The organism is Paenibacillus sp. FSL R5-0475 (assembly GCF_038004585.1).
Lineage (GTDB): Bacteria > Bacillota > Bacilli > Paenibacillales > Paenibacillaceae > Paenibacillus_AQ.
In genome coordinates this window covers 3460283-3479951 of record NZ_JBBORK010000001.1, presented here as the reverse complement: position 1 = coordinate 3479951, position 19669 = coordinate 3460283, and the positions used below count along the sequence as shown (strand labels likewise).

Annotated in this window: 15 protein-coding genes and 1 riboswitch; of the genes, 12 read left to right on the top strand and 3 right to left on the bottom strand. The window is 43.9% G+C overall.

All coding sequences use genetic code 11. The features are described from left to right. Positions 1-12: 12 nt before the first annotated feature. Positions 13-1485 (top strand): carboxylesterase/lipase family protein, encoded by a 1473-nt coding sequence (locus MKX41_RS15655; RefSeq protein WP_340971649.1) that lies wholly within the window; start codon positions 13-15, stop codon positions 1483-1485. Between the two features lie 23 nt (positions 1486-1508). After that, complete coding sequence (locus tag MKX41_RS15650; RefSeq protein WP_340971647.1) at positions 1509-1913, top strand: VOC family protein; 405 nt, start codon at positions 1509-1511, stop codon at positions 1911-1913. 50 nt (positions 1914-1963) lie between these two features. Here the strand turns inward: MKX41_RS15650 and MKX41_RS15645 are convergent, their stop codons facing one another. Beyond that, on the bottom strand, positions 1964-3460 hold the full coding sequence (locus tag MKX41_RS15645) for an N-acetylmuramoyl-L-alanine amidase family protein (protein WP_340974933.1): 1497 nt from the start codon (positions 3458-3460) through the stop codon (positions 1964-1966). Between the two features lie 207 nt (positions 3461-3667). Continuing rightward, positions 3668-4858 (bottom strand): PstS family phosphate ABC transporter substrate-binding protein, encoded by a 1191-nt coding sequence (locus MKX41_RS15640; RefSeq protein WP_340971643.1) that lies wholly within the window; start codon positions 4856-4858, stop codon positions 3668-3670. 208 nt (positions 4859-5066) lie between these two features. Then, positions 5067-5215: riboswitch (FMN riboswitch) on the top strand. Positions 5216-5341: 126 nt separating this feature from the next. On the opposite strand from MKX41_RS15640, the gene MKX41_RS15635 reads away from it, so the two are divergent. The 7 genes from MKX41_RS15635 (at position 5342) to MKX41_RS15605 (ending at position 14911) form a co-directional block, all read left to right on the top strand. Further along, positions 5342-6301 carry a DMT family transporter gene (locus MKX41_RS15635; RefSeq protein ID WP_076299551.1) on the top strand — a complete coding sequence of 320 codons (960 nt, stop codon included), beginning with the start codon at positions 5342-5344 and terminating at the stop codon, positions 6299-6301. A 303-nt stretch (positions 6302-6604) separates the two neighbouring features. Then, the gene (locus MKX41_RS15630; protein ID WP_076284532.1) at positions 6605-8356 is read left to right on the top strand and encodes a sensor histidine kinase; all 1752 of its coding nucleotides are present in this window, start codon (positions 6605-6607) and stop codon (positions 8354-8356) included. Between the two features lie 11 nt (positions 8357-8367). Next, positions 8368-10008: a response regulator transcription factor gene (locus MKX41_RS15625; protein ID WP_042190308.1), complete on the top strand. Its 1641-nt coding sequence runs from the start codon at positions 8368-8370 to the stop codon at positions 10006-10008. A gap of 109 nt (positions 10009-10117) precedes the next feature. Then, positions 10118-11821, top strand: a complete 1704-nt coding sequence (locus MKX41_RS15620; RefSeq protein ID WP_340971637.1) for a sugar ABC transporter — start codon at positions 10118-10120, stop codon at positions 11819-11821. Between the two features lie 247 nt (positions 11822-12068). Continuing rightward, positions 12069-12959, top strand: a complete 891-nt coding sequence (locus MKX41_RS15615) for an ABC transporter permease (RefSeq protein WP_042129685.1) — start codon at positions 12069-12071, stop codon at positions 12957-12959. A 24-nt stretch (positions 12960-12983) separates the two neighbouring features. Next, positions 12984-13862: a carbohydrate ABC transporter permease gene (locus MKX41_RS15610; RefSeq protein ID WP_042190304.1), complete on the top strand. Its 879-nt coding sequence runs from the start codon at positions 12984-12986 to the stop codon at positions 13860-13862. Positions 13863-13864: 2 nt separating this feature from the next. After that, positions 13865-14911 (top strand): glycoside hydrolase family 53 protein, encoded by a 1047-nt coding sequence (locus MKX41_RS15605; protein WP_340971632.1) that lies wholly within the window; start codon positions 13865-13867, stop codon positions 14909-14911. Between the two features lie 54 nt (positions 14912-14965). On the opposite strand, the gene MKX41_RS15600 is transcribed toward MKX41_RS15605, so the two are convergent. Continuing rightward, positions 14966-16000, bottom strand: a complete 1035-nt coding sequence (locus tag MKX41_RS15600; protein WP_340971629.1) for a glycoside hydrolase family 53 protein — start codon at positions 15998-16000, stop codon at positions 14966-14968. Between the two features lie 263 nt (positions 16001-16263). Between MKX41_RS15600 and MKX41_RS15595 the strand changes: the two genes are divergently transcribed. From MKX41_RS15595 to MKX41_RS15585, 3 genes are all read left to right on the top strand, one after another. Next, positions 16264-16926, top strand: a complete 663-nt coding sequence (locus tag MKX41_RS15595; protein ID WP_339266226.1) for a stage V sporulation protein AA — start codon at positions 16264-16266, stop codon at positions 16924-16926. Continuing rightward, complete coding sequence (locus tag MKX41_RS15590) at positions 16923-17348, top strand: stage V sporulation protein AB (protein ID WP_076284537.1); 426 nt, start codon at positions 16923-16925, stop codon at positions 17346-17348. Before MKX41_RS15595 ends, MKX41_RS15590 begins: the two co-directional genes overlap by 4 nt. A gap of 707 nt (positions 17349-18055) precedes the next feature. After that, positions 18056-19669, top strand: a complete 1614-nt coding sequence (locus MKX41_RS15585) for a spore germination protein (protein WP_076284655.1) — start codon at positions 18056-18058, stop codon at positions 19667-19669.

Genomic DNA, 19669 nt, shown 5'->3' with positions numbered 1-19669 from the left:
GGGTGAAATGTAATGGTAGGACCGATAGCAGTAACCTCTTACGGTAAGCTTCAAGGACGAGAGGAGGATGGCGTGAACGTTTGGCGTGGAATCCCTTTTGCCGATCCACCAGTTGGAGAGCTTCGATTTCGTGCGCCGCAGCCACCAGAAGCTTGGAGCGGAATTAGAGATGCTTCTGAATTTGGTCCAGTTAGCCATCAGCCAGCGGATACGAGAGGTACGCGTTTCGGTGGCTTAACACCTCGTCATTCTGAAGATTGTTTATATTTAAATGTATGGTCACCTGCATCCCCAGGCGAGGCACTCCCTGTAATGTTTTGGATCCACGGGGGTACATTTGTGACTGGTGCTGGAAGTCAGCCACAGTTTGATGGCACTAGTTTCGCGAAGAATGGTAATGTAGTCTTGGTGACGATTAATTATCGACTGGGACCATTTGGTTTTATGCATCTGTCTTCGCTTGGTGATGGATTTGCGTCTAATCAAGGCTTGCTGGATCAAATTGCCGCGCTGGAATGGGTAAAGCTTAATATTGCCGCCTTTGGAGGCGACCCTCAGCGAGTTACGGTATTTGGAGAATCAGCTGGCAGCATGAGTATCGCTGCCCTTCTGGCTATGCCTGCTGCAAAGGGATTATTTGCTGGAGCGATCATGCAAAGTGGGGCTGCTCAAACCTTGCCAAATCAGCAAGGAAAAGATATTGCTGTAGCATTACTTACTGAACTAGGCATTTCTCCTGATGGAGATACTAGCCTACTTAATACGTTCTCAGCGGAACAAATTATAGAAGCAGCCACAAGAATGACTATTAAATTAACGGGTGGTTCAATAGGCATGTTATTTCAGCCTGTCATTGATGGGGATACGCTTCCTGTAGATCCTGCACAGGCTGTGGCAGAAGGATCAGCCCAGGGTATTCCTTTGTTGATTGGAACCAATCGAGATGAGGGTAATTTATTTTTCAGGGGAGAAACACCAGGTGCAGACTTTGATGAATCGCTCAAGGCGCTGGAGCAGATGATGGGAACTGGAAGTCTGGCGGAGGTTGCCAGCCACTATTCTTCTACATGGGAAGGACAGGCGGAGATTCTAACGGATCTATATTTCTGGGGAACCTCTATATCCTTAGCTGAGAATCAATTGGCCTATGCGCCTGTTTGGATGTATCGTTTTGATGGGACGGTCCCTGGCCATCCATTGTTAAATAAAGCTGTACATGGTGCGGAAATTGTCTATGCTTTTAACAATCTGTCTCATGTAACTCGCTTGGGTGCGGAAATTACACCGGCGATGCAAAAATTGGCTGAAAGTATGCATACGGCATGGATTGCCTTTGCTCATCGAGGAAACCCAGCTACATCTGAGCTATCATGGCCTGAGTATAATCTGGAAGAACGTCCTACACTGATCTTTGATGAAGAGATGCGAGTAACTCAAGATCCCGCTTCAGAGAAACGCAAGAGAATTGTCTCTATTCTAGTTTGAGAAGTCTGAGGAGATGAACGGGGATGAAGGTCCAAGGATTTAATCATGTGACGGTAAATGTGAGTGATTTATCACGTTCATTGAATTTTTATACTGGTATTTTGGGTCTTCAGCTAATACACAAAGGGAATACAGATGCCTATCTGGAATGGGGAAGCGCCTGGATTTGCCTCATTGAAAAGCCAGAATACACTGAATTAATGGGCAGTGTAATTGGGATAGACCACATTGCCTTTAGTATAGCGGAAGAACATTTCGAGGAGGCTGTACAGGTACTCCGTACCCACGAAGTACGAATCATTAGAGGACCTGTTAAAAGGGGAGTAGGCTGGACCGTCAACTTTCTCGATCCAGATGGGATTCAGTTAGAGCTACACACCTCTAATCTAAGAGAACGAATGGGTGTTTGGAATAACAAACAAAAATAAAATAAAAAGGGGAGCTTCTTAGCCAATTGGCTAAGAAGCTCCCCTTTTTTCTATCGACCTAAATATTCCTTAATCCCTAGAACTACTGCTTCGGCTATCCTATTCTGTACATCTACTGTGAAGAGTAATGCTTCGTCCTTGGTATTACTTAAGTAACCACATTCTAATAAAATGGCTGGCATTTTAGTTTCTCTTGTTACATGATAATTTGCTTGACGAACCCCTCGATCCTGAAGACCTGTAGCAACAGTAAGATATTTATGAACGGTTTGCGCGAATAATAAACTATCTTTACGTGTGTAATAGGTCTCTGTACCACTAGGATTGCTCTTACTGCCCACTGGGATACTATTGGCATGGACAGAGATAAACAAATCTGCTTTTACCTTATTGGCGAGGTTGGATCTGTCCTGCAGGGTCGGGTATGTATCATCACTTCGAGTGAGCACAACCTCAATATTTGGCTCTTTCTTTAGTAATTCTGCAATTTTTAGTGCTGTTGGCAAGGTGAAATCTTTCTCTTTGCGGTTACTTCCAGTGCCAGGATCTTTCCCACCATGTCCTGCATCAATAACGATTATCTTCTTGTCTGTGTTGCCAGTAGAAGGTGGAGGCGTTGTGACCGGTACTTCAGGTACAGTGGTTGCAGGAGGCGCTGTGCTTGTCCCATTTAGATCCACTATAATAAGTCCATCGTTAGCATTCGTTACACTGTAGTTATTCGCACTGTTCAGATCAATCACGATCCGGATCGTAGAGGGAGAACTACTGAATAATGAATAACGAATGGTTGAGACGTTAGGATATTCGGTAATCGTCAACTGCCCACTTTGGTTTTTTCCGACAGAAAGGTTCTGATGAAAGCTGTCGCCAAAGCTGGTATTCGGTAAATCTACGACAATTCGGTCTTTATCTGTCATTGTGAATACATTTGGTGTTACACTGCCGTTCATCGCGATGATGAGCTTGTTATCGATAAAGCTAAGATTTGTGACTGCTGCCGTCGAGGTGTTTCCATCAGTTGTTGTGTTACTATTCGCTCCATTATCAGAGGGTGCGGTTACAGATGTGTCTGGAACTGTAATTTCTGGTTCGCTTCCGCCAATCTCTGGTACTGGAGAAGTTAAGTATACCGTTTTGGTCACATTATCCCAACCGACAGTAGTTCCTGTCTGTTCACCAACAAATCTTAAAGGAACGAGGGTCGTGTTGCCACTGAGAAAAGGAGGGTTGTCCAGTTTTACCTGTTTCCCCGAAGCCTCTGCCATCGCATTATTCACGATAAGCTTTAATGTCGTTCCCTTTTGCTCAATGGTTGCAGTCTTGGTCACATTATCCCATTTCACGGTATAACCAAGCTGCTCAGTAACGAGGCGAAGTGGAACCATCACGCTTCCATTTACAATTTGAACTTGTGCTTCTTTTGAAATCTTAAGATCATTGCCGTCTAGATTGATGTGTGTCTCTGCAGAGCCGGCATAACCAGTTCCTGGATGAACCAGCACCAACAAAAGCAGCAGTAACGCCAAAAAACCAAACTTCTTCATCTGCAATCCCTACCATCCCCGTTTCTTGGTTTCTAGCAATTCTTACTTTTTCTTCCTATGATGCAGTTTCGGCTTATATAAATCTTAAACGACAATAGTTTCCAAAAGTTGCGCTCTTTTAGAGTGAAAAAGGAAAAATTTCGGTATAAAAAGCGAAAAGAGAGCTTTCCCAAACATTTGGGTTAGATCTCTTTCCCTAACAACATTTTATTGCAAAGAAGTATATCCCGTTTTTTCTACCAATTCCTGACCTTGAGCAGATTGCATCCAATCTAGAAAGGGCTGAATATTGGGGTTGTCACTTCCAGCAGTCACAGCATAAAATTCTGTAGCCAAAGGGTACTGTCCACTGCGAATACTCTCTTTGTCGGGCTTAACACCATCGATGGCGAGTAGTGCAATTTCCCCACTTTGATTCATTTCTGAGGCGTAAAATAAGAAGCTGTACCCGAGTGCATTTTTATAATTGCGATAACTGGAGGTTTGTTTAATAATTCCGCTCATAATATCCGCCACGTCTTCCTTAGGAGGTGTCATGAGTGTAGTGTCTCCCATAAACTTTTGCAGCATCGTCTGGCTCCCACTATCCTCTGGGCGTTGAAAAGCGCGAATACGGTTATTAGCTCCGCCTACATCTTTCCAATTGGTGATCTTGCCTGCGTAGATATCTTTAAGCTGGGCGGTGGAAAGTCCAGTTACTTCGTTTCGTTTATTCACAAAAAATACGAAAGCCTCGCGGCCGATGGGTGTGAGCTTCAGCTCGACGCCTTTTCGCTTCGCATGTTTCTGTTGGGCAAGAGAAGGAGCAGCGACAAAGATAATATCAGTTTCACCTTCGATTAGTCTTTTGTAAGCTTCCGGTGTGCTACTGCAAATCACTTGACTTGTTTGAAAATCATATGGATTATAACTTGCCGCAGGATAAGCAGATTGCACGAAAGCTGAATACAGTGGGTATAGTGCGGTAGCGCCATCCAATTTTGGTAAGTTGTTATCGATATGATATGAAGAAGGTTTATCCAAATTCACTGCTTTGGTATTCTCAGCAAAAGGTTCGTATTGTACCAAATTAACTTCCCGATCATCGACCGTGGCAATGCTGTTGATATATGCTTGTTTGATCTCATATCCTGCGGTTACGAGCACACTAAGTCCGAGGATGGATAGCAATATAATATTGCTTGTTTTTCGGGACAACACATTAAATATAAGGAGTACAACATAAATAGCTATCACAACAGATAAAATCGCCACAAGTGGAGTATAAAACATTAGTCCCCCGAAAAGCGCGATAATTATGGAACCTATGAATCCTAAAAAAGCTATGACTCCGACAGCAAAAAAGGAGAACAATAACTTCGTCCAGAATGACTCCTTCATCCAAAATGATTCTTTCATAACAACCTCCTTAGAAAAATTCCTAAACTATGGAAAAATAAACATAATTTCATTATACAGATTTTTTTGGATGAGACAGTAGAACAATAACGAATAAAATATGTAAGAAAAGCTGTGATACATGAAAATTTTATGTATATTTTCATAAAGTACTGGACGAATGGCAAGAAGAGGTTTATTCTGAGATTGTGAAAAAAACAACGGAATACAAGATTCTCGGGGTAGGGTGAAATTCCCAACCGGCGGTAATGTTCAAAGCGAACTAAGCCCGCGACTCACTTGTTCTGCTTGCAGAGAAGTGACTGATCTGGTGTGAATCCAGAGCCGACGGTAAAGTCCGGATGGGAGAGGATCATAAGATAAAGGCGCTAGGAGTCTATCCTGTACGTCTTTATTGATAATGCCCCCGAGTCGACCTTTTATGGTGATTCGGGGGTTTTTGGTCTCTTATCGAGGGTTTGTATCGACAAGGAGAATGGAATTATGAGTAATGTAACAGCTTCATCATCAGCTAATAAGGTAAGCAGCACGTCGCCGTTACGCAGTGGGTTTTGGCTCGTTGTGTTCGGTGCAGCACTATGGGGCGTTGATCCGCTCTTTCGTATTATCCTCTTAAAATCTTTGACCTCATCGCAAATTGTTCTTTTGGAGCATGTGGTGCTTTTCTTGGCTGCTTCCCCTGTTCTTTGGCGTCACCGGGCGGAGCTAAAAGGTATTGGATTTCGCCAGATTGGAGCTTTGCTAATTGTTTCCTGGGGAGGTTCTGCCGGGGCGACAATTCTATTTACGATGGCACTCTCCAGTGGGGATTTAAATGCTGTGCTGTTGCTGCAAAAGCTTCAGCCGATATTCGCTATCGGTCTTGCAGCCTTAATTCTTAAAGAACGTCTGCCTAAAAATTTCGGAATCCTCATTATTGTGGCACTGGTAGGAACCTATCTCCTGACCTTTGGCTGGAGTATTCCATTCGGACATGTGAACAACTTTATCGGTGTTAGCAGTCTGATGGCCTTAGGAGCGGCCGCATTGTGGGGTGGCTCAACAGTAATGGGACGTTATCTGCTTGGGTCTATGAAATATGAGACAGTGACTTCCCTAAGATTTATATTGGCGCTGCCGTTGCTTTTCGTTATCACCACATTAGAAGGTGCTCCTTGGCAGATTAATGGTGGGTTTGGTGCATCTGCTGCCATAGCCATTAATTTGTTGCTGCAGGCTCTGCTGCCAGGACTACTCAGTATGCTGATGTATTACAAAGGACTAAGCACTACTAAAGCTTCCTTCGCTACATTGGCTGAACTAAGCTTTCCTATGACGGGAGTAATCATTAACTGGATCGTATTCCAGCAGCTCGTCACGCTACCGCAAATTATCGGGTTCGCGTTGATCTGGACCGCTTTATTCTTCATATCGAGTCAACAATCTAAAGCACAAACGCTCTGAACAGACTCTGATTGTATAGATTGAACTAAATAAAGTATAAAGGGATGACTGGAATGCCTAGCGGCTTTCGGATCATCCCTTTTTGTATGTCTCTACAATACATTAGACTGCAAAAACTGCAGAAATGTTTCGTACGTAGCATATAGCGCAATAATTTAAGCCTTTACAATAGAGAAGACGATAACAGTGCTTGAACAAGCTATCACCTGTCTACCTCATTTTGCAGGCAGAAATTATCTATGCGTTAATGAAGATTATTTGTACAATAGAGGCTATGACATTTGAGTCGGAGTGTGAAGGAAAGTGTATAGATATAATTTATTTACCAAAATCGTAAGTATCATGGTCATCATGCTGATTCCTATTACGATCCTCTATTTCTATTCCAATAAGACGACCACGGATGTGCTACGTACGGAGTTAAATACTTCGAACAGCAATCAGCTCAGTTTTTTTCAGAATCAAGTAGAGAGTAATATGGAGCTGTTGTCCTCCTGGCCGATCCTGCTCATTCATGATCCTGATATTTTGAGCTTGAAGGATACTTATTTGAAGGGAACACATTTGAACCTGGATGCGATTAACCTGATTAAGCGGATTCAGACCAAAATCAGTATTCAGGAAAGCTCCTCCAACTGGAAGAGTAAGTTGTACCTCTATTCACCGTCCATCCACCGAATGGTGTCAGAGAATGATGCTATACCGTATTCGGATGAGGATTTGAAGCGGGAAGTTAAGTCAGGCTGGCATGTAGAAAAGATCGTTGAGCAAGATGGCGACCATTTTGTGTTCTCTTGGTTTTCTTTTACCCCCTTCATGTCAGAGTTCACTCCTGAAAAGGTCAATACGATTATGAAAGTGGAGTTTGACAGCCGAAACATTGAAGATATGCTGGATAAATTCAAAAGTGATGGCAGGAGAGATCCTTTTTATTATAAACAGGGTACTGGACTTATCTTTAACCGTAGTGCTGACAAGCTGCTAGCTAATGAATTGGTAAAAAGGCTGGAGCAAGAGCAGCTGAAGCAAAGTGAAAATCGTACAGTGAACATTAATGGTGAGTCCTACAGTGTAAACATAGTCTATTCGGATAAAATGGGCTGGTATTTGATCGACTATATGCCGCTGTCAGAAATACTACATCCGATCCAAACCTCCAATCGCTTATTTTATTTTGCTATTGGTGCATTGTTATTAATGAGCTGTCTCGTAGCCTATCTACTATATGTTCAGGTGCAGGTGCCCGTTAGATTATTGGTTGGAGGCTTCCAGAGATTGAAGCAAGGAGACTACTCTGCTCGGGTGGAGATCAAAGGTAAGAATGAGTTCAGCTTCCTGTCCGGAAGGTTTAATAGCATGGTGGAACAGATTCAGAAGCTGATTGAGAATGTGTTAATGGAAAAGATCCATGTCCGAGAAGCTAGATTAAAGCAGCTTCAATCCCAGATCAATCCGCATTTCTTTTATAATTGTTTCTCATTTATTACGAGTATGGCGAAGCTCGATAATATGGGTGCTGTCGTCGGTATGTCGCATAATTTATCCCGGTATTACAGATATACGACCCGCCAAGAACGCGATCTTGTCGCTTTATCTGAAGAAACGGAATTTGTGACTCACTATCTGGAGATCCAAAAAATGAGGATGAGCAGACTTCAATATGAAGTTCTTATCCCGCCGCAAATGCGGAAAAGAGATCTTCCTCCGTTGGTTCTTCAGCCTTTGGTCGAGAATGCGGTTATCCATGGGATTGAACCTGTCTCTAAAGAGGGGCTGGTGCGAATTACGGGCACATGCAACGGAAGAGTTATGACATTAACGGTTGAGGATGACGGAAAAGGCATGACCCCGGAGGAAATTATCGTATTGGAAAATAAGCTAGGCAAAGCGATGGATGAAGAAATGGGCTGCGGGCTTTGGAATGTGCATCAGAGAATGCGGCTGCGTTTTGGTGAGGATGCAGGATTGACGATTGCACCATCATCACTCGGAGGATTGCAGGTTAAACTTCAGTGGTTGTTACCGCTAACTGACAATAATATGGATGACATCTAGGAGGGTATATGATGATAGAGATATTGTTAGTCGATGATGAGCCTTATGTAACAGAAAGTCTGGCCCGCACGATTCCGTGGGACGAGATTGGCGTAAAGCAAGTGCATCAGGCGGCATCGGGTGCCGAGGCTCTGGAAATATTGGAACAGCAGGACATAGATATCATGGTTACTGATATTTCAATGCCTGGAATGTCCGGTTTGCAATTAATTGAAACGGTGAGCGAGAGATGGCCGGATATCCGGTCGATTCTGCTGACAGGTTTTTCTGATTTTCAGTACGCTAAGAAGGCGATTCAGCTACAGGCTTTTGATTATATTTTGAAGCCAGTAAGTGATGAGGAATTTATCAATAGTATCTCCGGAGCGATTGAGTCTCTAAAAGACGAATGGGAGGCACATGATAAATATCATTTGCTACTCTATAATCGCAAAGCCGATTACAGTGTTTTACGGGCCAACTTGATGCATGAATTACTACTTGGAAGAGTGCTGTCTGAGCGGACACTTGCATTAAAGCTTAAGGAATATGAAATCTCTTTCGAATCAGATGTTGAAGCGGCGATGTTATTGATTCAGCTGGGTAAACATTATGCCGCAATGGATCATCATTCAGTTTCCCTAATGGAATATGCCATCGGCAATATTGCCGAGGAGCTCTTTAAGGAGCAGTTCCATGTCTGGTTTTGCAAAGCACCCCATGATTGTTTAATTTTGCTTGTGGAACTGAAGCCAGTCATCCAGCGAGAGTTAGAGAAGTCGAATAATTACGATGCTGCGAGACAACAAATCCTTAAGTCAGCCATTGCTAACTTCAGAATTAGTGTGAGTAACTACCTGAAGGGTGAGATATCGCTTATCGTAACGGAGTGGTTTGCTTTTCCCGAAGGGATGACGGCTGCCTATCGAAGTGGCTTAAGTTCAATGTATTTGACAACACATAATGAAACAGGCTCGGTACTTTATCTGGGGGATCGTCATCTTCAGGAGATGATGAGCATCAAATCACTCGAAAGCCTTTATCGTCCGCCAACGCTCATTCATTTGCTGGAATCTAAGCAATGGGATACAGCCCGCCAGAAGATAGCTGATGTGTTCCGAGATATGGAGAATGCACGCTTTTCAAGTGAGCATCTGTATGAAGTCTTTCTGTCCATTACTAATGCATTCATGTACATTGCCCACAAAGGGGGGCAGTTCATCTCACAAATCGACCAATATGCGTTCGATCCGATGTTGACTCAGAGCATCATTGTTTCTTTTGACAAACTGAAGGACTGGGCGTTCGATATGCTAAACAAGCTTCAGAAGGAACTCTCAGAAAGTGATCAGAACACGAAAAGTTATATTATTAAGCAGGTACATGAGCTGGTAGGGAACCATTCTGGGCATGATCTGTCGGTCAAGACGATAGCGGATCATGTGTATCTGCACCCCGTATACTTATCTAAAATATATAAGGCAGAGACAGGAGAAGGGCTCGGAGACTATATTATCCGCATGCGGATGGAACGTGCACTTTATTTACTTAAGAATACGAATAAAAAAATCTATGAAATCACTACCGAACTCGGATATCAGAATCCGCAATATTTCAGCAAAATGTTCAAAAAGCATTACAATATGACACCAAATGAATTTCGTGACGGATAGAGAGGTTGAGAAAGGTGCAGAAACCTTGTTTAAATGACGTATTCGACATCATCTTCGTTCCCTATAATTAAGTCATAACCAACACTTAAGGAATCTAAGGGGGAACAAAATGAGCGCGATGAAGAGAAAAAAATGGCTGCCGCTCCTGTGTATGAGTATGCTTTTGGTAGGTAGTCTCGCAGGTTGTTCGGGCAATAATGCCGCTGATGGAAAGAATACAGCCGGTGATACGACTACCAATACAACATCTAATTCTGAAAACGCCTACAAGGATAAATATGATCCTGAGGTAACCATTACAACGGTATGGGGTGTTGACCCTGAGCTTAAATTCAAGAACGGGGAAAGCATTGAGAATAACGTTGCTACGAAGTGGACAAAAGAAAAGTTCGGCATCAATATTAAATCACTTTGGTCCATCACAGATACGAATGGTGCTTTTGGAACCAAGCTACGCCTGTCGATGTCATCTGGTCAGGAAATGCCTGATGTTGTAACGATCGGTACAGGTGATAGCACGATTGCTCAGGATTTGATCGATTCCGGTATGTATGCTGAAGTGGGGACCCTGTTCGATAAATACGCCTCAGCTACTTGGAAAGAAGCCATGGCACAGGATCCTAACGTATGGAACCAATACAGCCGCGATGGCAAAAAAATGGGTCTTCCTGTACTTGATTACGCGTACAACCATGATTACATTCTCTGGATCCGCCAAGATTGGCTAGACAAGCTAAATATGCAAGCACCTAAAACGATTGATGAGCTGGAAAAGGTTATGGATGCCTTCAAGAATCAGAACCCTGATGGCTTGGCACCAGATAAAGTAACTCCGCTCAGTATCGGCTTTAAGACATCGATGAACACTTGGATGGGCGATCCTTCTTGGATCTTCGGTGCTTACGGAACTCTTCCACAGCAGTGGAATCTTGATGCTGATGGTAAATTGGAATACGGTTCTGTAAATGCAGGTATGAAGCAAGGGCTGGAAAAAATGAAGGAATGGCTCGCAAAGGGTTATATTCCTCAAGAAGCAGCACTTTGGGATGAGAACAAAACAGCTGAGCCAGCAGTGGCGGGTACAGCAGGTATTCTCCCAGGACCTTACTGGATGAGCGGTTGGCCGCTTCAGGATACTGTGAAGAATGCTCCGAATGCTGTATGGGCTCCAATTGAAATTCCAGCGGGACCAGATGGTAAAGTTATGCGTCATGGTACACAGTTCACCAACGGTGTAACTCTGATTAGCACTAAAATGAAAAATCCAGAAGCATTCTTCACCTATCAAAACTATCTGTTCGATAACTTCGCTGATCCTAAGCCTGGTAGCGAGCTAGATAACGGTCTCTTCGCAGGATATGACTATGAACTAGATGCAAACGGTAAGATGATTGATAATGAAAAAATTGCTGGTGGTTATGTGAACAGCGTTCGTTATATGCTGGTTCGTGACGGTGCCCGGATTCCGGATGCCCAAATGAAAGCTCTTCTTAACCTTGCAGATGGTGCTGAACCAACCACTCGTTTGGAGAAGGATGTAGCTGTGAACTATGGTAAGGATACCCCTGCGGCTGCAAAGGTTCTGCTGGCACAAGAGGATAAATCCTTCAAAAATATGTTCACTGGTCCTACTACTGAAACTATGAAATCGAAGATGGATTATCTGAACAAAATCGAGAACCAAACGTTTAATGAGATCATCTATGGCAACAAGCCACTAGAAGCTTTCGATACCTTCGTAACGACCTGGAAATCAGGCGGCGGCGACCAAATCACTAAAGAAGTAAATGAATGGTATGACAGCGTAAAATAATGCTCTGTTAAGGGTATAAGTAGCACAATTAGGGACTGTTTCCTCAGCTGTTTATTTAGCTGTGGGAACCGTCTCTTTTTGCGTTAGCGGTTATCCGAATTTGTATAAATTAGCTTCTGTTTCTATACGGTAAAGAGATTGGTTTTGTACCATATATATTGGTTTTGCTCGCTATTTGGGGAATCCTGTCGTTGCTATAATTTGAGTATGGTTACAGAAGAACTTGACACGATATGGGGGACCAAGGATGAGAACACTTAAAAAAACATGGCCATTTCACTTAATGTTGCTGCCGGCGATGATATTCCTGATCATCTTCAGCTTTATACCGATGGGCGGAATTGTGATGGCGTTTCAGGATTATAAGCCATGGCTAAAAATTTCGGGATCAGCGTGGGTTGGATTAGATAATTTCCGCTATCTATTTGAACGTAATGACAGCATGCAGGTCATTTGGAACACATTGATTATTGCCGTTCTGAAGATGATCTTCAATCTGGCTGTGCCATTTGTTTTCGCCATTCTTTTGAATGAGATTCGCAAGGTTTATATACAGCGTACAATTCAGACATTGGTTTATTTACCTCACTTCTTGTCTTGGGTCATCCTTGGCGGGATCTTGCTAGATTTGCTTGCTACAGATGGCTTCGTCAATCAGATCCTCGGCAGTATGGGGATTAAACCCATCTTTTTCTTAGGAGATAATAACTGGTTTAGGTTCACGGTCATTCTCACGGATGTATGGAAGGAATTTGGTTATAACACGATCGTCTTCCTGGCTGCTCTAGCAGGAATTAACCCTTCATTATATGAAGCTGCTGAAATAGATGGTGCAACCCGCTGGAAACAGACACGTTTTATCACAATGCCTTCTCTACTGCCAATGGTTGTTGTGGTAGGTACTCTGGCTCTCGGAAATGTATTGAATGCAGGGTTTGACCAGATCTTTAACCTCTACAATCCGCTGGTCTATCAGAAAGGCGATATTATCGACACCTTCGTATACCGGACAGCTATTCTGAATGGTGAGATGGGCTTTGGTACAGCAATCGGACTGTTCAAGTCAGCCATTAGTATGGTCCTAATCCTTGTTTCGTACAGTCTGGCTAAAAAATGGGCAGGATATCGCATTTTCTAAACTACCAACGGAAGAGGGAGACCTATGTATTACAAAACTAGAGGTTATCGTATTTTCAACATATTCAATACTTGTTTTCTGATCATACTCGCACTCATGTGTATTGTTCCTCTGATTCACGTATTAGCTGTATCTTTCAGTGCCAAGTCTGCGGCTGATGCCAATCTGGTGGGCTTGTGGCCAAAGCAGTTCTCTCTGGAAGCTTATAAAAAGACAATGAATAATCCGATATTCCTACACTCTATATGGGTATCCGTACAAAGAACTGTACTCGGAACCGGACTTACGCTTCTGATTACTTTTCTGGCAGCTTATCCGCTATCTAAGGAAAACTCAGCCTTCAAAGGTCGGAATGTTTATTCCTGGTTGTTCGTGTTCAGCATGGTGTTTAATGGTGGTCTGATTCCATTCTATATTGTTATTCAAAAGATTGGCTTAATGGATTCCTTCTGGGTACTCGTTCTGCCAGGTGCGGTGAATACATTCTTGGTAATTCTGATGCTGAACTTCTTCCGCGGTATTCCTAAAGATTTGGAGGAAGCTTCGCTAATTGACGGCGCAGGACATTTCCGTACCTTGTTCAGCATTTACTTACCGATTTCATTACCATCGATTGCGACGATTGCACTGTTTAGTATGGTGTTCCACTGGAACTCCTGGTTCGATGGACTGTTGTACTTGAACAATTCCAAGCAGTTTCCGCTGGCGACCTTTCTGCAGACCGTTATCATTCAACGGGATATGAGCTCCATGAGCATTAATCCGAAGGAGATGGAATTAATCTCGCAGACAACGGTTAGAGCCGCGCAAATCTTTATCGGGGCTGCTCCTATTCTAATCGTATATCCATTCTTGCAGAAGTATTTTGTTAAAGGAATGACACTTGGTTCTGTAAAGGAGTAGGGATGATGATAACGACATTTATCAATGGAATGGACATCTCGTTTTTGGATGAAATAGAGCAGGGTGGAGGCAAATTCCATAGTCGCTCTGTTCGGACTGCTGAGGAAGGTGAGGATTTACTCCACATCCTTAAGGACAATGGAGTAAATGCCATACGGCTGCGGATTTGGAATGACCCTCCAGGTGTCTTTTGCAATTTGGAACGGACGCTGGTTATGGCAAAGCGGATCAAAGAAGCAGGGCTGGATTTTCTACTGGATTTTCATTATTCAGATATATGGGCGGATCCAGCTAACCAATGGAAGCCAAAAGCTTGGGAGGCACTTGACTTCAGTGGTTTGACATCCGCCGTGTATGAGTATACACGCGAGACCCTTGAAGCTTTACAGTCCCAAGGCACACTGCCCGATATGGTGCAGATCGGTAATGAAATTACGCCAGGCATGTTATGGGGAGAAGGCAAGGTTGATGGAGATTGTGATACTCCGGAGCAGTGGGAGCAGTTCACTACGCTAGTTAAAGCAGGTATAGCGGGTGCGAAATCCGTCGATTCTGACTTGTCCATCATGATCCATATTGACCGGGGTGCTGATCATCCGGCGAGCCGTAACTTTTTTGATCGTTTCTTAGAACATGGTGTAAATTATGATGTTATCGGATTATCATTCTACTCTTGGTGGCATGGTACTTTGGACGACTTACAGCTTAACCTGAACGAATTAGCGCTGCGTTATAACAAGGATATCATTGTGGTGGAAACAGCCTATCCATGGACACTGAATGCACCTGAAGGATTTCCAGTAATTGTGAATGAGGAAGCCCAGCTCCATGATGGTTATCCAGCCACAGAAGAGGGTCAAGCTAAGTATATGAAGGATTTCATAAACGTAATTGAGAATACACCTAACGGAAAAGGAATCGGCTTTTATTACTGGGAGCCTGCTTGGATTCCTTCGCAAAAGGAATGGTCTGTTGGGCATGAGAATGGGTGGTCCAATTTAGCTCTGTTTGATTTTGAAGGCAAGAAACTGGATTCGCTCCATTTCTAAAGATTATTAGAAAAGAAGACAGCCAATGGTTAAGCACCGTGGCTGTCTTCTTTTTTAATTCAAAAAGGCATCTAAAGCCACCGTAGGCTTACCAGAAGAATCAAAGGCACCTTTTGTGTAAGCGTACCATGTACCATAACTCTCCGGTTCCCAATAGAACACGCCAAGCCCTTTGCCGCCACTTACCGATTTTGTTTTGCTAATGATGTCGGTAAGAAAAGCTTTCGCCGTTGTTGGAGCACTAACGTCCATGCCGACCTCTGAAATGATCACCTCTTTACCATACCGGGCAACCATATCATTTATATTCGTTAATGTCTGAGCGTTCAGTGTAGACCAGTTGCTTGTAGTGGGATATAGTGACATGCCGATCACATCATAGTTGGCACCGTTAGACTTCAGACCGTCAAACATCCAGCGGAATAAGGAATTGTCGTAGCCGTTAGAGAGGTGGACGATGACTTTTGAACTACTACTGACCGCTTTTACTGCACTATATCCTGAATTGATCAACGCGGCAAAATTACTCATACTTACAGAAGCTTTTCCATCCTCCCAAAGCATTCCATTATTCGTCTCGTTCCCTACCTGTACCCATTCCGGCGTAACACCGCTAGCTTTGAGTGTATTCATAACATCATACGTGTGGTCATATACCGCTGTCTTTAGAGCTGTAAAGTTCTTGCTGGTCCAGGCAGCAGGTTTCTTCTGATTGCCGGGATCTGCCCATGTATCACTGTAATGAAAGTCAATCATGATTCGGAAACCCATGTTCTTGGCCCGAACGGCCTGTTTCACAACATCGGCTTTGTTAGAGAAATTAATGGAAGGGTTAACCCAGACCCGTAGTCTAATGGAGTTCATTCCGTGATCTTTGAGAATTTGCAGTAGGTCTTGTTTCACACCGTTATCATTGTAAAAAGACCAATTATAGTACTCCATCTCCGATAGCCAGCCTACATCAGCCCCTTTTGCAAAAGTCGTAGCAGCTTCCGCTGGTTTGTTATTCCCAAAGTTGAAACACATACTAAACACGAGAGACAGGCAAACGAACAATTTGAACGTTGTTTTTGAGTTCTGTTTGTTCATGATCATAACCTCCGGATTAGGATTTTAACAACAGGCGCCCTTAGTTTAGCGATGTTTGTATCCGTTTACATAAAACTCCTCCCTTTCTCTTTTATAACAAGATTGTAAGGTGGGGTAAGCATTCCCGATACCAATAAAAATTCAACATTTCAGCATCTTTGGAAATTGATTCAGAGCTACAAGAGTAAAAATAAGGCTTTACTCCCATACTACCGTTATCTTGCACCGGAGCTACTTGACCACAACCTTTAGGAGGAATGCGGATGAAACAACATTCTGCTCCCGCCATCTATATACAGCTTAAGAACCGGGTGACGGTGCCCAAAGGTAAAGGTGTCACATTGGGTGATATTGCATTTTTGATCGCGGAGCCAGAGCTGAAAGAGTCGCTGGAATCTATTCTGCTAATGAAACCAGAGCAAAGTGACGGCAATCTGATATTGATTGATCTTCTGATGGTTATTCCCCGCATTTATGAGCTTTTGCCGGAAGCGGACATTGAGCCGATCGGCGAAGGCAGAACGATTGTTCAGATTGAAGGTCCAGTGGAGAGGCGGAAGCCTTCAGTAGCGATGTTTGTCTTAGTGTGGCTGCTGCTGTTCTTTGGGTCTGCGCTGACCATCATGAATTTCCATGCGGATGTAAACATGCAGGAGGTTCAAATCCGAATCGTGGAGATGATCACCGGTCATCGGGATGAGCATCCGGTTGTATTTCAGATTGCGTATTCTGTAGGAATCGGCTTTGGGATGGTCATTTTTTTCAACCATTTATTTAAGAAAAAGTGGAATGAAGAGCCTACACCGCTAGAAGTGGAAATGTACCTGTATCAGAAAAATATCGACCAATACGTCATTAATGAGGAGTATAGCAAAATGAGGCGCCGTGGAGAAAATCAACCAGAGAACGTGGAGGACGGAAGATGACGGCACCTATAACACTAGGGTTGAATTTGCTGCTGGGTATTGCAGGGGGGATCGCTGTAGGTGGTGGTGTGATCGCTTTATTTGTGGTTCTCGACATGGTGCCCCGTCTGGCTCAATTAACTTCTTCTTACGATAAAGTACATTGGTACGAGGGTGCGATGGTAGTTGGATCATTGCTAGGAACCGTAAGTGATTTTTGGAATTGGAAAATATCCTCAGGTCCTTTAGTTGAACTTGGTATAGGACTTTTTGACGGGATTTTTGTAGGGATGCTCGCTGCAGCATTGACCGAGGTATTAAATGTGCTGCCGATACTCGCTAAACGCTTGAACATGACACATTATTTGTTCGGGCTGTTAATGGCGATGGTAAGCGGGAAGGTCGCGGGTTCTTTGTTCGACTGGTTTGTATACCGACAGTAAACGGGGGTTATGGAATGAGCAAATTTATTCACAGCGGTGATTCTGTGCCAGAAGAGGATCATCAGGAAGAAAACGCTGCGGCTGCCGCAGCAATGAAGAATACCGCAGAGGATCTAGTTGATGATCATACCGAGGTTAACGGAGCTTCTATGACCAGTGAAGACGCAGATCCGGCGGAAAATACTACAGCAACTGATCCGAGTCAAGAACAGCAGGATGCAGAAGCATCTGCGGAGCTAGGGGCAGAAGAGCAGAGTACCGAAGCGTCAGCACAGCCCGATTCCGGGCAACAGGATACAGAAGCATCTGCGGAGCTAGGGTCAGAAGAGCAAAGCGCTGAAGCATCAGCTCAGCCGGATTCCGGGCAACAGGATGCAGAAGCATCTACGGAGCTAGGGGCAGAAGAGCAAAGCACTGAAGCATCAGAACAGCCGGATTCCGGGCAGCAGGATGCAGAGGCATCGGATGAGCTTGGGGCAGAAGAGCAAAGCGATGAAGCTGCACAGCCGGATTCCGGGCAGCAGGATGCAGAGGCGTCAGATGAGCTCGGGAATCAGGAGCAGAATGAGCCTAGTAAAGGATTTTTTGCCAGGTTATTCGGCTTAGATTCAGACTCTGAATCCGAAGATGAGGCGCAAGATCAGAATACCCAACAAACAGGCGGATCAGAGTCCGCAACAGAGTCCGGGGAAGAATCTCAAGCCAAAGTGACGCCAAAGTCCAAACTATCTAAAAAGCAAGCGCAACAAGAGTCACAAGACAGCAATAAAAAGGGAAGCAGCAAGCTACAGAAGAAACGAGATCGCGAGCACTCCAACTCATTAAAAGAATCCGTCATTTACTGGCAAGGTAATGATGAAATCCCAATGTCCTTGCAAGATACGAAACAAACACTTACTGAGGTAATGGGACTGGGCACAAGCTTTGATGTAACGTTCAGACAGATGTCCTTTGGCGGACATAAGACAGCTCTACTCTGTTTAAGTGGTTTTACCAACACAGATGTGACCGATGATATTCTAAAACGTCTGACCTATCTCACCTCTGAGAATCTGTCTACGGGTGTGCTGTCTAGCTTTATGAATGAATATGTCCCTCACATCCAGGTGGAAGAGGGGAATTCTTTAAGCGAAAGTATCGAGAAGGTACTTGAAGGCTTGAGCGTGCTATTCGTCGAAGGTGAGAACAAAGTTATCATCATGGATACTCGTTCTTACCCTAGTCGCAGTCCAGCCGAGCCTTCGATTGATCGGGTGGTGCGCGGTGCGCGCGACGGTTTTACAGAGACTTTACTGAGCAATATCTCGCTTGTCAGAAGACGGGTTCGAGATCCAGGGCTGAAATATGAGCTATTTCGGGTTGGACGACGGACACAAACAGATGTATGCGTGGCTTACATTGATGATATCGTTGATAAAACACAGGTTATGTCTGTTATCGACAAAATCAAAAGCATTGATATTGATGGTATTCCTCTGGCAGATAAACAATTAGAGGAGGCGATTATCGGCGGTGGATGGAATCCATATCCTATGGTGCGTTATTCTGAACGCCCCGACGTCGTAGCTTCCAATTTATTGGAGGGACGGGTAATACTGTTTGTAGATACCTCACCAATTGTTATTGTTCTTCCGACTACTTTTTTTGATCTTTGTCAGCATGCAGAGGAGAATCGTCAGACTCCTTTTATGGGAACGTACTTGCGGTGGGTCCGTTTCATCGGTATATTTGCGTCCATGTTCCTGCTGCCGCTATGGATGTTGCTTGTCATTCATCCTGAACTAAAGCCGGCTATGCTGGATTTCATTGGACCTCAAAAGACCGCCAGAATTCCAATACTCGCCCAGTTTCTAATTGTGGAGCTTGGGGTTGATTTACTGCGGATGGCTGCAGTACACACACCAACGCCTTTAGGTTCAGCGATGGGTCTGATTGCAGCTATATTGATTGGCGATATAGCGGTTCAGAGTGGTTTGTTTGTAAACGAGGTAGTTCTGTATATGGCTGTAGCCTCCATTGGTATGTTTGCAACCCCGAGTTATGAGCTGGGTCTTGCGAATCGAATCGTCAGGCTTGCGTTGCTAGTTGCCGTAGCGGCATTCCAGGTGCCAGGATTTATGATTGGCACGACGCTACTGACTATTTTCCTTACTACCCATCGCTCCTATAACTCGTCTTATATGTGGCCGTTTATACCTTTTAATGCAAAGGCAATGAGTGAAATTCTAGTGCGTAAGCCAGTCTTAAGCTCGAAGACAAGGCCGTCTTTCAACAAAACTAGAGACAATACAAGGGTGCCGCCTACTCAAAAGAATGATTAA

Excerpts from the sequence above, each read along its gene's own strand:
- MKX41_RS15655 (WP_340971649.1), top strand. The coding sequence starts at position 13 with ATGGTAGGACCGATAGCAGTAACCTCTTACGGTAAGCTTCAAGGACGA.
- MKX41_RS15650 (WP_340971647.1), top strand. The coding sequence starts at position 1,509 with ATGAAGGTCCAAGGATTTAATCATGTGACGGTAAATGTGAGTGATTTA.
- MKX41_RS15645 (WP_340974933.1), bottom strand. The coding sequence starts at position 3,460 with ATGAAGAAGTTTGGTTTTTTGGCGTTACTGCTGCTTTTGTTGGTGCTG.
- MKX41_RS15640 (WP_340971643.1), bottom strand. The coding sequence starts at position 4,858 with ATGAAAGAATCATTTTGGATGAAGGAGTCATTCTGGACGAAGTTATTG.
- MKX41_RS15635 (WP_076299551.1), top strand. The coding sequence starts at position 5,342 with ATGAGTAATGTAACAGCTTCATCATCAGCTAATAAGGTAAGCAGCACG.
- MKX41_RS15625 (WP_042190308.1), top strand. The coding sequence starts at position 8,368 with ATGATAGAGATATTGTTAGTCGATGATGAGCCTTATGTAACAGAAAGT.
- MKX41_RS15620 (WP_340971637.1), top strand. The coding sequence starts at position 10,118 with ATGAGCGCGATGAAGAGAAAAAAATGGCTGCCGCTCCTGTGTATGAGT.
- MKX41_RS15615 (WP_042129685.1), top strand. The coding sequence starts at position 12,069 with ATGAGAACACTTAAAAAAACATGGCCATTTCACTTAATGTTGCTGCCG.
- MKX41_RS15610 (WP_042190304.1), top strand. The coding sequence starts at position 12,984 with ATGTATTACAAAACTAGAGGTTATCGTATTTTCAACATATTCAATACT.
- MKX41_RS15605 (WP_340971632.1), top strand. The coding sequence starts at position 13,865 with ATGATGATAACGACATTTATCAATGGAATGGACATCTCGTTTTTGGAT.
- MKX41_RS15600 (WP_340971629.1), bottom strand. The coding sequence starts at position 16,000 with ATGAACAAACAGAACTCAAAAACAACGTTCAAATTGTTCGTTTGCCTG.
- MKX41_RS15595 (WP_339266226.1), top strand. The coding sequence starts at position 16,264 with ATGAAACAACATTCTGCTCCCGCCATCTATATACAGCTTAAGAACCGG.
- MKX41_RS15590 (WP_076284537.1), top strand. The coding sequence starts at position 16,923 with ATGACGGCACCTATAACACTAGGGTTGAATTTGCTGCTGGGTATTGCA.